Origin of the sequence: Phenylobacterium aquaticum (genome assembly GCF_947378715.1) — a bacterium.
Classification (GTDB): Bacteria; Pseudomonadota; Alphaproteobacteria; order Caulobacterales; family Caulobacteraceae; genus Phenylobacterium; species Phenylobacterium aquaticum_A.
In genome coordinates this window covers 1-13,490 of the sequence record NZ_CANCLE010000112.1, presented here as the reverse complement: position 1 = coordinate 13,490, position 13,490 = coordinate 1, and the positions used below count along the sequence as shown (strand labels likewise).

Sequence of the window (13,490 nt, the reverse complement as noted above, 5' to 3'; positions counted from 1 at the left end):
CGCGAGACGCTGATCGCCGCAGCCGCTGCAGAATTCGGCGAACAGGGCTTTGCCGGCACCGACACCAACCGGATCGCGCGCCGCGCCGGCTTCGCCCCCCAGACCTTCTATCGCTGGTTCAAGGACAAGACGGAGATCTTCATCGCCGTCTATCGGGCCTGGGAGGATGAGGAGGCGGCCTTGATGCGGACCCTGCGCCGCCAGGGCGCAGGCGAGGCGGATGTGGCGGACGCCGCGGTCGAACACCACCGAGGGTCGCTGATGTTCCGCCGCAGCCTGCGCCGGCTGTCGCTTGAGGACCCGCAGGTGCGCGCCGCCCGGGCCCAGAGCCGTCTGCGCCAGGTCGAGGCGATCCGCGCCTGGCGCGACGGCGCCCTGTCGCCCGCGACCGTGGCGACCGCCCTCCTGCAGCTCGAGCGGCTGTCCGACGCCGTAGCGGAGGGCGAGCTTCGGGACATGGGGCTGGATGACACCGCCGCCCGCGCCGAGCTCGCGCGGATCCTGGCCGAACTCAGAGGCGTCGCGCCATGAACCGCCACCCGATCAAGGCCGTGGTCGAGATCGCCGGCGGCCCCGGAATGCGGCGGGTTCAGACCGGCGAGCGCCACAACATCCGGGGGCAGCCGCCCCGAAGATTCACGCAAGTGTGCGGGTCGCCGCCACATTTCGCGGCCAGTTGGGCGCGATACTGATGGCGAGGAGGAAAAGACCATGACCCATGGCCTCCAGCAGCAAGACCCGACGACCGGCTTCATGATCCCCAGGCGGGAGCCCTCCGCCCAGCACGGCCAGAAGGCCGGCGTGAAGCTCAAGCCGCGCCCCGAACCTCGCACATTCCAGCCGCGCCCGAACGCCGATCAGCTGAGCTGACGCCGAAGACAAGCCCGCGACTCCCCCTAAGCTCGGTCAAGCCGGCGAGGGAGCGGCCCGCCATGAGCTTCAGTCTGCGCCGCGCCGTGGCGACGGTGGGGATCACCCAGACCATCGGCTATGCCGGCAGCACCTATCTGCCCGCCAGCCTGGCCAAACCCATGGCCCAGGCGGTGGGCGTGCCCGAATCCATGGTGTTCCTGACCTTCTCCGGCGCCCTGCTGCTGCAGGCGGTGATCGGGCCGAGGCTCGGGCGGCTGGTCGACGCCCAGGGCGGCCGCGCGCCGCTCAGCGCCGCCAGCGCCCTGTTCGCCCTGGGTCTGACCCTGCTGGCGATGGCGCACCGCCCCTGGCAGCTGGTGGTCGGCTGGGCCGTGGTCGGCCTGGCCATGGGCTCGGGGCTCTATGACATCGCATTCGCCGGCCTGGTCGGTTGGTTCGGGGCCGAGGCGCGGCGCGGCATCACCGGCGTCACCCTGATCGCCGGTTTCGCCAGCACGATTGGCTGGCCGCTGACCGCCTGGCTCGAGCATCATGTCGGGTGGCGCGGCGCCTGCCTGTTCTGGGCGGCGGCCAATGGGCTGATCGCCCTGCCCCTGCACCTCAGCCTGCCGCGCGGTGGGATCCGGCCCAAGCCCGAGGCTCCCACCACAGCGCCGGACGCGCCGGCCAAGGACAGCGCCGAGGATCGGTGGCGCATGGCGCTCATGGCCGTGGCCTTCGCCATATTGGGCGGCATCGGCTCGGCGATCTCGGCCCACCTGCCCCCGCTGTTGATGGCGACAGGGGCCAGCGCCGCCGCCGCCGTGACCGCCGCCGCGCTCGTGGGGCCCTCCCAGGTGGCGGCGCGGATCGCCGAGTTCGTGCTGGTCCGGCGCATTCATCCGCTGATCTCCGGCCGGGTGGCGGTGTCGCTGTTCCCGATCGGGGCGGCGCTTCTGATCCTGGTCGGCGGGGCCGCCGCCGCGCCCTTCGCCATTCTCTACGGGGCGGGCAATGGGCTGTTCACCATCGTGCGCGGGACCCTGCCGCTCGCCCTGTTCGGCGAAGCCGGATATGGCCGCCGGCTGGGTCTGCTGAACATCCCCAACCGCCTGACCCAGGCGGCCTCACCCTTCCTGCTGTCGCTGCTGATGGCGCGCTCGGCCAATCTGGCGCTGGAGGTGCTGGCCGGCGGCGCACTCATCGCCCTGTCGGCTCTGCTGATCATGCGCCGACCCGCCAGCTGAGCCGCCGGGCTGGACAGACCGGGCGCGACGGCCCTATCCGTCGAGGCTCTCACCACCGCGAAAGTCCAGATGTCCGCGCCGCCGACCGACCCGGCCGAAGACCTGCATCGCCGCGCGACGGCGGCCTATCAGGCGCGCGACCTGGCCCAGGCTGCGGCGCTCTGCCAGGCGCTGCTGGAGGTCACCCCCGACCGGCTCGACGGCCTGATGCTGCTGGGCGCGAGCCTGGGCGGACAGGGACGCTGGTCCGAGGCGGAAGCCGCCTTCGTCCAGGCCGCGCGGATCGCGCCCGGGGACGTCGCCGTCCACAGCAATCTGGGCGCGGCCCTGCGTCGGCTGGGGCGGGGCGAGGCGGCCCTGGCCAGCTATGACCGCGCCCTGGCGCTCGATCCCGGCCATGCCCCCGCCCATCTCAATCGCGCCAATCTGCTGATCGACCTGGAACAGTGGGAGGCGGCCCTGGCCAGCAGCGACGCCGCCCTGGCCCTCAGTCCCGACTTGCCGGGCGCCCTGAACAGCCGGGGCAACGCCCTGGGCGGGCTGAGGCGCTGGGACGCGGCCCTGGCCAGCTATGACCGGTCGCTGGCGGTCCAACCGGGCCAGATCGCGACCCTGTACAATCGCGGCCGCGCCCTGGCGGCGCGCGGTCGCATTCGCGCGGGGATCGCGGATTTCGAGGCCGCCCTGGCGATCGACCCGCGCCACGCCCAGACCCTGGCGGCCCTGGGCCACGCGCTCAGCCAGCTCGGCCGCTGGGACGAGGCCGAGGCGCGGTTCAGCCAGGCGGTCGCCGCCTGGCCGGACCAGCCCTATATCCAGGGCCATTGGCTGCAGGCCCGGATGCGGATCTGCCATTGGGACGGGCTTGACGCCGCCTTCGCCGGGCTGGAGCGCGGGCTCGACGCAGGCGCCAGGATCGCCCTGCCCTTCGCCCTGGTGGCCACGCCCTTGTCCGCCGCCCGCCAGCGGCGCAGCGCGGAGATCTTCGCGGCCGACGCCTTCGCGCAAGTGCGTGCCGAACCCCTGGCGCGCCGCCCCGCCAGCCCACGGCCGAAGCTCGGCTACTATTCCGCCGACTTCCACGACCACGCCACCGCCTATCTGATCGCCAACCTGATCGAGCGGCATGACCGCGACCGGTTCGAGGTGATCGGCCTGTCCTTCGGCCCCGACCGCCGCGACGCCATGCGCGCCCGGCTCAGCGCCGGCTTCGACCGCTTCATCGACGTGGCGGCGGACAGCGACGCGGCCCTGGCCCAGAGGTCGCGGGACCTGGGCGTCGACATCGCCATCGACCTGAAGGGCTACACGACCGACAGCCGGCCGGGCGTGTTCGCGCGCCGCGCCGCGCCAGTCCAGGTGAGCTTCCTGGGCTATCCCGGCACGCTGGGGGCGCCGTTCATGGACTATCTGGTCGCCGACCCCGTGCTGGCCCCGGCCGGGGAGGCCGACCGCTATGCCGAGGCCCTGATCCGCCTGCCCGACACCTATCAGGTCAATGATCCGCTGCGGGCCCGGCCGGACCAGGCGCCCGACCGCCGCGCCTGCGGCCTGCCGGACCAGGGCCTGGTGTTCTGCGCCTTCAACAACACCTACAAGATCACGCCGCAGGTCTTCGATATCTGGATGCGGCTGCTGGTCGCCACGCCCGGGGCGGTGCTCTGGCTGTTCGAGGACAATGCGGCGGCGGCGGTCAATCTGCGGCGGGAGGCCGGGCGGCGCGGGGTCGCGTCTGAGCGCCTGGTCTTCGCGCCGCGCCTCGACCAGACCGCCCATCTGGCGCGCCATCTGCACGCCGACCTCTTCCTAGACACCACGCCCTGCAGCGCCCACACCACGGCCAGCGACGCCCTGTGGATGGGGGTCCCGGTGGTGACCCTGCGCGGCCAGACCTTCGCTGGCCGGGTGGCCGCCAGCGTGCTGGGCGCCATAGGCCTGGCCGAGCTCGTCACCGAGACGCCAGAGGCCTACGAAGCCCTGGCTCTGGACCTGGCCCATGATCCCGCCCGGCTGGCGCAGGTGAAGGCCAGGCTGGCCGCCAACCGCGATCGCGCGCCGCTGTTCGACGCCGCCCGCTTCACCCGCCATCTGGAATTCGCTCTTGAGGCGATTTGGCGCCGACACCTGGCGGGCCAGCCCCCTGCGCCGCTCGATGTCGCGGTCATCCCCTAGGGGGTTCCCAGGGGTCCGGACTCTGATAGACCGGACCCATTGTTTTAGAACGTTATGTCAAGGGAGGGCCCGCGCGGACATTTTCCGCTGAGCGTGCGGGCGATTTACAACCGTGGACAAGACCCCCGAACCTGAAGATCCCATCACCCCCGACGCCCTGGCCGCCGAGGTTCAGTTCGTGCGCGGTCCGGCCGAGCCGGAGACCATGGCCGAGAAGGAAGCCGCCTATGAGCGCTTCGTCTGGGACAATCTGAAACGCAACTATATCGGCAACTATCTGCACGGCATGCTGGGCATGACCGGCTTTCGCCTGGTCAATGCGCCGACCTTCCTGCCGGCCTATCTGCACCTGATCTCCGGCTCCAACACCATCGTCGGCTTGGGCATGGCCCTGCAGCAGGTGGGCAGCGTGATCTCGCCGATCTTCGGCGCGACCCAGATCGAACACCGCAAGAAGGTGATGCCGGCCGCCATCTGGATGGGCGGCCTGGCCCGGGTCCAGATCGTCGGCATGGCGCTCGCCGGCTGGTTCCTCAAGGGCCAGCCCCTGGTCATCGCCATGCTGGCCCTGATGTTCCTGTTCGGCCTGTTCATGGGCACGCAGCGGGTGGTGTTCGGCTTGCTGATGGCCAAGGTCATCCCGCTCAGCCGGCGCGGCCGGCTGCAGGCCTGGCGCAACGCCACCGGGGGCGCGATCGCCGCCGTCCTGGCCTATGCGGCGGGCAAGTACATCATCAAGGCCAACCTGTTCGGCAACGGCTATTCGACCACCTTCATGCTGGCGGCCTTCCTGACCACCACGGGCCTGTGGGCGCTGCAGTTCCTGCTGCGCGAGCCTGAGCCGCCAAACCTGCCCGAACGCACGCCGTTCAAGGACCGGCTGAAGGACTTCCCCAAGCTGATCATGTCCGACCCCGGCTACGCCGCCTTCCTGGTCGTGCAGATGCTGGCCACTGCGGCGCGGATCGCGGCGCCCTTCTACGCGATCTATGTGACCTCCTCCCTGCCCCTGGCGGCCCAGGTCCTGGGGCTTGGCGCGCTGAGCCTGGCCTTCCTGGGCGCCGACACCGCCTCGAACATCGTCTGGGGTTATCTGGGCGACAAGACCGGCTTCCGGCTGGTGCTGCTGGTCTCCCTGGGCATCTGGATCGCCGCGACGGTGCTGCTGATGACCCTGCATTCGCCGGCCATGGTGTTCCTGGCCTTTTTCGGCCTGGGAGCGGCGCAGTCGGGTTACATGATGGCCGCCCAGACCATGATCCTGGAATTCGGCAATCGGGCCGAGATGCCGATGCGCATCGCCATCTCCTCGACCGCCGAGGGCATCACCGCCTCGATCGGCCCGCTGATCGGCGGCTTCGTGGCCGACAAGCTGGGCTATGGCGTGGTGTTCGGCATCTCGATCGGCTTCCTGGCCGCGGCCCTGGTGATGCTGGTGGCGATGGTCAAGGAACCCCGCACGGCCCGCCTCGCGGCGATGTAGGGCCAGTTCCCTCTCCCGCTCCGCGGGAGAGGGTTAGGGTGAGGGCTCTTTCTGAAAGTCCGCTGAGGCGCGTCTTGCCGCAAGAAGCATCGCTTCGCGACGCCCCCTCACCCAACCCTCTCCCCGCAAGCGGGGCGAGGGCCAAGTCGCGAACTACGCCGCCAGCCGCTCGGCCTTGGCCGCCGCAATCCTCGCCTGAGCCATCTCGTCGGCGACTTCATGGGTGGGGCGGTGGTCGGCGACGGCGCGGTCGAGCACCTCCTCGAGGGTCTCGGTCAGCCGGTCGAGCTTGGCCGCGACCCAGGCCGGATCGAAGGCCTCACCGGCTTCCAGGGCGCGGATCTCGCCGGCTACATTGATGATGCCCCCGCCGTTGATCACATAGTCCGGCGCATAGAGCAGGCCGGCCGCGAACACCGCGCGGCCGATCTCGGCCGAGGCGAGCTGGTTGTTGGCGCCCCCGGCGATCACCTTGGCCTTGAGGCGCGGCAGGGTCTGGGCGTTGATGGCGCCACCAAGCGCGCAGGGGGCGAAGACCTCGGCCTCGACGTCAAAGATCTCGGCCGGGGCGACGATGCGGGCCCCGGTGCGGTCGGCGACCAGGTTCAGGGTGTCGGCATTGACGTCGGTGATGATCAGCTTGGCGCCGGCCGCATGCAGCTTGTCCGCCAGATAGGCGCCGACATGGCCGACGCCCTGCAAGGCCACGGTGACCCCGTCGAGATCACGTCCCAGCGCCTTGCGCACCGCCAGCCGGACGCCCCGGAACACGCCCTCGGCGGTGACCGGGCTGGGATCGCCAGAGGCGGCGGCGTGGCCGTCGAGGCCGGCGACGAAGCGGGTGCTGCGGCGTGCGTAGGCCAGGTCGGTCGGAGAGACCCCGACATCCTCGGCGGTCCAGTAGCGGCCGCCCAGGCCGTCGATCGCGCGTCCGAAAGCCTCGAACAGGGCCGGCGTCTTCTGGCTGCGGGCGTCGCCGAGGATCACGGCCTTGCCGCCGCCCAGGGGGATGTCGGCCATGGCGTTCTTGAAGGACATGGCGCGGGAAAGCCGCAGCGCGTCGGTCAGCGCCAGCTCGGAGCTGGCATAGGGCCACATGCGGCAACCGCCGGCCGCCGGGCCCCGGGCGGTGGAATGGACGGCGATGATCGCCCTCAGGCCCGTCGTTTCATCAAAGACCGCCTGGACGGTTTCGTGTCCCGCAAAATCGGGATGATCGAACAAGGTCATGCTCATGAAACGCTCATATAGGGGATGGGCTTGCCTTGCCGCCTGTACGCCTGGCGGCCGGCGATCACAAGCCCGCGTGGCCCTCTGTCGCGTGGCCGAGGCTTTCGGGCGCCGGGATCGGCGGCGCGCCCGACGGCAAGGGGGCGGCCGGGTCCCTGATATAGCTGAGGATATCGGCCCAGACCTTGGGTCCCTGCTTGTCGCGGGTCATCAGGTGCCAGCCCTCGGCGTAATAGGCCGTGCGGTCGCCGGGTTTCAGCCGGTGCGAGGCCTGGAAGGCCGGACGCTTGGGAATGATCTGGTCGTGGGCGCCATAGAGATAAAGCGCCGGCACCTTGACCTCTCCGGCCTGACGCCAGGCCCGCTCCATCATCGCCACCAGGCCATAGAGAGTGTCGGACCGCGCCCCCCAGATCATCAGCGGATCGCGACCCATGGCGATCAGCTCCTCGCGGTTGTTGGTCGGGAACACCCGCTTGGTCAGCCACTCCGGCGGCTCATAGACATGGGGCCCGGTCAGGCGGGCGGCGAACCACAGGGTGGTCTTGTAGGGCAGGGGCTGGTTCGACCAGCCCCAGACGGCCGGCGACAACAGCACAACCCGGTCGGCGGCGGGGGGCCGATCCGACGAGAACGCCTCGATGGTCACCGCGCCGCCCATGGACTCCCCGGCCACCACGATCACCGCCTTGGGGTGGCGGGCCTTGGCGAGCGCCACGATGGTGCGCAGGTCCTCGACCATCAGCTCGTCGCCGCCCCAGACCCCGCGATCGGGGGATCGGCCAAAGCCGCGCTGGTCATAGGCGTAGGTCGTCACCCCCTGCTCGGCCCACCAGGGGGCGGCGAGATGGAAGGCGTTGGCGTAGTCGTTCATGCCATGGACGCCGATCACCACCGCCCAGGGCTCCGGCGTCTTGGCCTCCCAGGTGGTCAGGCCCAGCCGCGTTCCGTCGAAGCTGACAAAGCCGTCGGGCCCCAGGCGGGGCCCCTGGAAGGTCACGTCGGGCCGCCCGGCCTGCTGCACGACAAGCGGGGTGCAGGCGGTCAGCATCAGGGCGGACAGGATGACGAGGAGGCGCTTCACGGGGTCAGGATGTCTCGCACGGTCTGCCGAAGATAGGGCGTAACTTCGGCCTCAAACCAGGGGTTCCGCCTGAGCCAGCCGGTATTGCGCCAGGAGGGGTGCGGCAGGGGCAGATAGCGCGGGAGATGGTCGCGCCAGGCCCGCACCGTCTCGGTCATGTTGGCCTTGGCCGCCTCGCCCAGCGCCCAGGCCTGGGCATAGCCGCCGACCAGCAGGGTCAGCTCGACCTTGGGCAGGGCGGCCAGCAACGGCTTGCGCCACAGGGCCGCACAGCGCGGCGGCGGCGGATAGTCTCCCCCCTTGGGATTGGTCCCCGGAAAACAGAAGGCCATGGCCGCCACCCCGATCTCCGGCCGGCCGTAGAAGGTCTGGGCGTCGATCCCCATCCAGGCCCGCAGGCGGTCGCCGGAGGGGTCGGTGAACGGCAGGCCGCTCTCATGCACGCGCCGGCCCGGCGCCTGGCCACAGATCAGGATGCGGGTCTCGCGCTTCACCATGACCACCGGACGGGGCGTATGGGGCAGGTCTCCCGCGCAGGCGCGGCAGGCGGCGATGTCGCTCAAGATCGCGTCGAGAGACACCGCCGTCCGGAACTCAGGCCGCGCCCAGCATGGCCTTTTCCTGGGCGACCCAGCCGGCATAGGAGGGACGCGCCAGTATGCCGGCGACATAGGCCGCCGACTTCGGATGGCTGGCGGCGTCGATGGCGCAGCCGGCGTGGGCCAGATTGGCGAAGGGGCTGGCGACCGCGATGTCGGCCAGGGTGATGCGGTCCTCGACCAGAAAGCCGGAGGCCGGGACGATGGTCTCCAGATAGTCGACCAGCTTGGGGAAATCGACGCTGATCCCCTCCTCGATGGCCTTCTGGTCGCCGTCGCGCTTCATGAACTTGGGCGCCACGACGCGGTTGAAGAACACCTTGCCGACGCAGGCGCCGATGATGGTGTCGGCGAATTCCTCGTACCAGACGGTCCGGGCGCGGGCCCTGGGCTCGGCCGGGATCAGGTTGGGGTCGGGCTTCAGGGCCTCAAGATAGGTGATGATGGCCGTGGAGTCGGAGATCAGGAAGTCGCCGTCCTTGAAGCCCGGCATCTTGCCGAACGGGCTGGCCAGCTTGAATTCCGGCGGGCCGCCGCCGAAGCCGGCCGGCTGCAGTTCAACCTCGATCCCCTTCTCGGCCGCGAAGGCCAGGGTCTTGCGGACGTAGGGCGACAGGGACGAGCCATAGACGATCATTCGGCGTCTCCTTTCGGGAGGGTGACAACAGGCCCGGCCGCGCGCTCGGCGTCGGTGGGCAAGCGCAGGCGATAGACGCCCTTGAAGGTCTCCGGGTCGGCCGGCTTGCCGTGCCGGGTGACCACGATCGCGCCCTGGCGGGCCAGACCGCGCGCGGTGTTGCGCACATGGCCGGTCAGTTTGCGCCAGCGCTCGGGATCGGCGGCGCGGGCCACCTCCTCAGACGAGGCGGACTTGCCGGGGGCGAGCTTGACGAGCAGGTCGAGGATGACGGCTTCCATATCGACGGACATGCTCAGCCGCCCCGCTTCAGGGTTTCGCGGGCGATGATCACCTGCTGGATCTGGCTGGTGCCCTCATAGATCCGGAAGATGCGCACATCGCGATAGAAACGCTCGATGCCGTAGTCGGCGATGTAGCCGGCGCCGCCGAAGATCTGCACGGCCTTGTCGGCGACCCGGCCGACCATCTCGGAGGCGAAGTATTTGGACGCCGCCGCCTCCAGGGTGACGCTCTGGCCGGTGTCGCGCTTGCGGGCGGTCTCGAAGGTCAGGGCCTTGGCGGCCAGCGCCTCGGTCTTGCAGTCGGCGATCATGCCCTGGATCAGCTGGAACTGGCTGATCGCCTGGCCGAACTGCTTGCGCTCCGAGGCATAGGCGACGCTGTCGGCGATCAGCCGCTCGGCCACCCCGATGCAGACCGCGGAAATGTGCAGGCGGCCGCGGTCGAGCACCTGCATGGCGACCTTGAAGCCCTCGCCTTCCCGACCCAGCCGGTTGGCGACCGGCACCCGGACATTGTCGAAATTGACGTCGCAGATGTGGGCGCCCTGCTGGCCCATCTTCTTCTCGGGCTTGCCGACCGAGACGCCCGCCAGGTCGCGTTCGACCAGCAGCGCCGAGACGCCGCCGGCGCCGGGCTTGGAGGCGTCGGTGCGGACCATCACCGTGAACAGGTGGGCCTTGTTGGCGTTGGTGATGTAGCGCTTGGAGCCGTTCAGCACATAGTGGTCGCCGTCCAGCACCGCGCGGACCTGGACATTGGCCGAGTCTGACCCGGCCTCCGGCTCGGTGAGCGCGAAGGAGGTGATGATCTCGCCCGATGCGATGCCGGGCAGGTATTTCGCCTTCTGCTCGTCGGTCCCGAACATGATCAGGCCCTGGGCCCCGATCCCGACATTGGTGCCGAAGGCCGAGCGGAAGGCGGGGCTGGTGCGGCCGAGCTCGACAGCCACCAGGCACTCCTCCTCCATGGTCAGGTTCATGCCGCCATATTCCTCGGGCACGGTCAGGCCGAACAGGCCCAGCGCCTTCATCTCCTCGATCACCTCGGCCGGCATGGCGTCGGTTTCCGAGACCTGGGCCTCCAGCGGGCGCAGGCGTTCGGTGACGAACCGGCGCACGGTGTCGATCAGCTGGTCGCGGGTTTCTAGGTCTAGGGCCATGTCAGGTTCTCGAGGTCGCGGAGTTCGGACGCGGTCAGGACGCAAGAGCCTTGCACGATCCCACCCCGCCACTTAGGTCGCGTGCAAACTAGTGATTGGACGCGCGCCGGGCAAACCCTTCGCGCAAGTGCTCCCCGGGGGATGTCATGGACGGCGGCGAAGAACAGACTTCCGGCTGGGGAACGCCCGTCGCGGGCGAGGGCGAGTGGGCCGGCTGGTCGCTGTGGGTCGGCGGCGATCCCTTCGAGGATCACGCCGGGCCGTTCTATTTCAAGATGGACCCGGACGGCACGCCGCGCTGCGCGTTCCGGGCCGAGAAGAAGCACATGAACGGCGGCGGCTTCATGCACGGCGGCTGCATCATGACCTTCGCCGACTACTGCCTGTTCGTGATCGGCCGTGAGGCTCTGAACGAGATGCATGCGGTGACCGCCACCTTCAACGGCGAGTTCGTCGGCGCCGTGCCGCTCGGGGCCCTGGTCGAGTGCAAGGGCGAGATCGTCAGGAACGCGCGCTCCATGCTGTTCCTGCGCGGCCTGATCACCACCGGCGCCGACCCGGTGATGAGCTTCTCCGCCGTCATCAAGAAGACCCGGCCGAGGAGCTGAAGCCCATGACCGCCACCCTCTCCGTCCTCGACCTGTCGCCGGTGAGCGGCGACGGCACCCAGGCGCAGGCGGTGCGCGACACCATCCAGGTGGCAAAGGCGGCCGAGCGGCTGGGCTATCACCGCTTCTGGGTGGCCGAACACCACAATATCGGAACCCTGGGATCACCGGCTCCGGAGATCCTGATCGCGGCCCTGACCCAACAGACCTCGACCATCCGACTGGGCTCGGGCGGGGTGATGCTGGTCAACTATTCGCCGCTGAAGGTGGCCGAGGTGTTCATGGAGCTGGAGGCCCTCGCCCCCGGCCGCATCGATCTTGGCGTCGGCCGCGCGCTCGGCACGGACGGGCGCACCGGCGCGGCCCTGCGCAGCGCCGGCTCCGAGGCCTTCCCGCAATATTTCGCCCTGCTGAACGCCTGGCTGCTGGACGCCTCGGGCGTGGAGCCGATCACCGACGCCCATCCGGCCCGGGAGATCCACGCCAATCCCGCCGGCCCCTCGCACCCGGACCTCTTCCTGCTCTGCTCCTCGCCCGACAGCGGGGCCTTCGCCGGCCAGGCCGGGGTGGGCATGGTGTTCGCCGAATTCATCGCCCAGACCCATGGCGCGCCCGCCGTCGCCGCCTATCGCAAGGCCTTCCAGCCCTCGGTGTTCCGCGAACGGTCCTGGGCCGCCGTGGCCACCATCGCGCTGGCGGCCGAGACCGATGAAGAGGCCCAGCGCCTGGCGGCGCCGCTTCGGGCCGGCAACCTCTCCATGCTCATGAACCAGCGCCGGCGGTTCCGCTCCATCCCCGAGGCCCAGGCCTTCCTGGCCGAGCACGCCGACAGCGGTCTGATGCCGATGGTCATGGCGCGCGGCATCGTCGGGGAGGCGGGGCATGTCCGCGCCGAGCTGGCGGCCAAGGCTGCGCGCGAGGGGGTCGATGAGCTGTTCGTCATGGCGGTCGGACCGGACCTGGAGACCCGCATCCGGTCACTGGAATTGATCAAGCCGAGCTGATCCTCAAGCCCCCCGCAGCCGGGCGGGGAAGGCCTTGCCTCGGCCACAGTTTCCCGGATAGGTGGCCGCTTCATGCGTTCGAAGCTCCTCCCCCTGCTCGGCGCCCTCGGGGCGCTCGTCTGGACCCACGCGGCCCGGGCGGAGGGCGTCGCCCTGACCTACGACGACCTGCCCGGTTTCGCCCTGACCGACTCCGTCGCCTATGAGCAACTGACCACTGACCGGCTGCTGCGCGGTATCAAGCGTCACCATTTCCAGGCGACGGGCTTCGTCATTGGCGACCGGTTGGACGGCGACAACCCCGCCGCCCACAGGGCCATGGTGGTCCAGTGGCGCGACGCCGGCCTGGTGCTCGGCAATCACACCAATTCCCATGAGAGCCTGAACAAGACCCCGGTCGCCGACTATATCGCCGACGTCGCCCAGGCCGACGCCGTGCTGAGGCCGATCCTGGCGGCGCGAGGCCAGACCCCGGTCTGGTTCCGCCATCCCTATCTGGAGACCGGGACCACGGCGGAGGCCCGCAAGACCTTCGAGGACTGGCTGGCGGCGCATGCCTACAAGGTCGCGCCGGTGACCATGGAGAACTCCGACTGGATGTTCGCCCTGGTCTATGACAACGCCATTCTCCACCATGATCGCGCCAAGGCCGCGCGGGTGAAGCGGATCTATCTCAGCTACACCGAGAAGTGCGTGGCCTGGTACCGATCGGCCGGCCTGCAGCTGCTCGGGCGGCGGCCCGACTATGTGTTCCTGCTGCACGCGACGCGGCTGAACGCCGACACGGTCGGCGACCTGGCCAGAATCCTCAGGCGCAACCACCTGCGGCCCGAGCCCCTGGCCCGCGCCATGGCCGACCCGGCCTATCAGATCGCCGACACCCGGGGCGACCCGGACGGCGACGAATGGCTTAGCCGCTGGTCGGTGACCCTGCACAAGGACCTGCCCTGGGACTCGTTCCCCGATCCGCCGGCTGACATTTCGGCCGAGAACGACCGGTTGGATACGCCCTAGCACCGGTTGCGCCTTGCCCCGACGGCCGGCACGATGCGGCTCAGGAAATTGGGAGACACCGGTGGGGCGAGAGCGATTGACGGCGTTCACGGATGGGGTGCTGGCCATCATCGTGA

The 13,490-nt window shown here is 69.9% G+C and carries 14 protein-coding genes; 8 read left to right on the top strand and 6 right to left on the bottom strand.

Annotated elements, in window-relative coordinates:
• From Q7P21_RS14315 to Q7P21_RS14295, 5 genes are all read left to right on the top strand, one after another.
• A partial coding sequence (locus tag Q7P21_RS14315) for a TetR/AcrR family transcriptional regulator (protein WP_304177593.1) occupies positions 1-531 on the top strand: 531 nt, incomplete at its 5' end.
• A 180-nt stretch (positions 532-711) separates the two neighbouring features.
• Positions 712-870, top strand: coding sequence for a hypothetical protein (locus tag Q7P21_RS14310; protein WP_304169150.1), 159 nt, complete (start codon positions 712-714; stop codon positions 868-870).
• A gap of 62 nt (positions 871-932) precedes the next feature.
• On the top strand, positions 933-2,099 hold the full coding sequence (locus tag Q7P21_RS14305) for an MFS transporter (protein WP_304169148.1): 1,167 nt from the start codon (positions 933-935) through the stop codon (positions 2,097-2,099).
• Between the two features lie 69 nt (positions 2,100-2,168).
• On the top strand, positions 2,169-4,271 hold the full coding sequence (locus tag Q7P21_RS14300) for a tetratricopeptide repeat protein (RefSeq protein ID WP_304177591.1): 2,103 nt from the start codon (positions 2,169-2,171) through the stop codon (positions 4,269-4,271).
• A gap of 112 nt (positions 4,272-4,383) precedes the next feature.
• Positions 4,384-5,754 carry an MFS transporter gene (locus Q7P21_RS14295; protein WP_304169143.1) on the top strand — a complete coding sequence of 457 codons (1,371 nt, stop codon included), beginning with the start codon at positions 4,384-4,386 and terminating at the stop codon, positions 5,752-5,754.
• Positions 5,755-5,907: 153 nt separating this feature from the next.
• On the opposite strand, the gene Q7P21_RS14290 is transcribed toward Q7P21_RS14295, so the two are convergent.
• The 6 genes from Q7P21_RS14290 to Q7P21_RS14265 form a co-directional block, all read right to left on the bottom strand.
• The gene (locus tag Q7P21_RS14290) at positions 5,908-6,984 is read right to left on the bottom strand and encodes a Glu/Leu/Phe/Val dehydrogenase dimerization domain-containing protein (protein WP_304177595.1); all 1,077 of its coding nucleotides are present in this window, start codon (positions 6,982-6,984) and stop codon (positions 5,908-5,910) included.
• A 64-nt stretch (positions 6,985-7,048) separates the two neighbouring features.
• Complete coding sequence (locus Q7P21_RS14285) at positions 7,049-8,068, bottom strand: alpha/beta hydrolase (protein ID WP_304177589.1); 1,020 nt, start codon at positions 8,066-8,068, stop codon at positions 7,049-7,051.
• Entirely contained in the window at positions 8,065-8,649 is a 585-nt protein-coding gene (locus tag Q7P21_RS14280) for a uracil-DNA glycosylase family protein (protein ID WP_304177587.1), read from the bottom strand. Before Q7P21_RS14280 ends, Q7P21_RS14285 begins: the two co-directional genes overlap by 4 nt.
• Positions 8,650-8,662: 13 nt before the next feature.
• A complete protein-coding gene (locus Q7P21_RS14275; protein WP_304169135.1) occupies positions 8,663-9,304 on the bottom strand; it encodes a glutathione S-transferase family protein in 642 nt (213 codons plus the stop codon).
• Positions 9,301-9,597, bottom strand: coding sequence for a DUF3253 domain-containing protein (locus Q7P21_RS14270; protein WP_304169132.1), 297 nt, complete (start codon positions 9,595-9,597; stop codon positions 9,301-9,303). The genes Q7P21_RS14275 and Q7P21_RS14270 overlap by 4 nt, the downstream gene beginning before the upstream one ends.
• Before the next feature lie 2 nt (positions 9,598-9,599).
• Positions 9,600-10,748 carry an acyl-CoA dehydrogenase family protein gene (locus tag Q7P21_RS14265; protein ID WP_304177586.1) on the bottom strand — a complete coding sequence of 383 codons (1,149 nt, stop codon included), beginning with the start codon at positions 10,746-10,748 and terminating at the stop codon, positions 9,600-9,602.
• A 146-nt stretch (positions 10,749-10,894) separates the two neighbouring features.
• Here Q7P21_RS14265 and Q7P21_RS14260 point away from each other — a divergent pair, with 146 nt between their 5' ends.
• From Q7P21_RS14260 to Q7P21_RS14250, 3 genes are all read left to right on the top strand, one after another.
• The gene (locus tag Q7P21_RS14260) at positions 10,895-11,356 is read left to right on the top strand and encodes a PaaI family thioesterase (RefSeq protein WP_304169126.1); all 462 of its coding nucleotides are present in this window, start codon (positions 10,895-10,897) and stop codon (positions 11,354-11,356) included.
• A 5-nt stretch (positions 11,357-11,361) separates the two neighbouring features.
• Positions 11,362-12,360, top strand: a complete 999-nt coding sequence (locus Q7P21_RS14255) for an MsnO8 family LLM class oxidoreductase (protein ID WP_304177585.1) — start codon at positions 11,362-11,364, stop codon at positions 12,358-12,360.
• A gap of 72 nt (positions 12,361-12,432) precedes the next feature.
• Positions 12,433-13,374 (top strand): polysaccharide deacetylase family protein, encoded by a 942-nt coding sequence (locus Q7P21_RS14250; RefSeq protein ID WP_304177584.1) that lies wholly within the window; start codon positions 12,433-12,435, stop codon positions 13,372-13,374.
• Positions 13,375-13,490 lie beyond the last annotated feature (116 nt).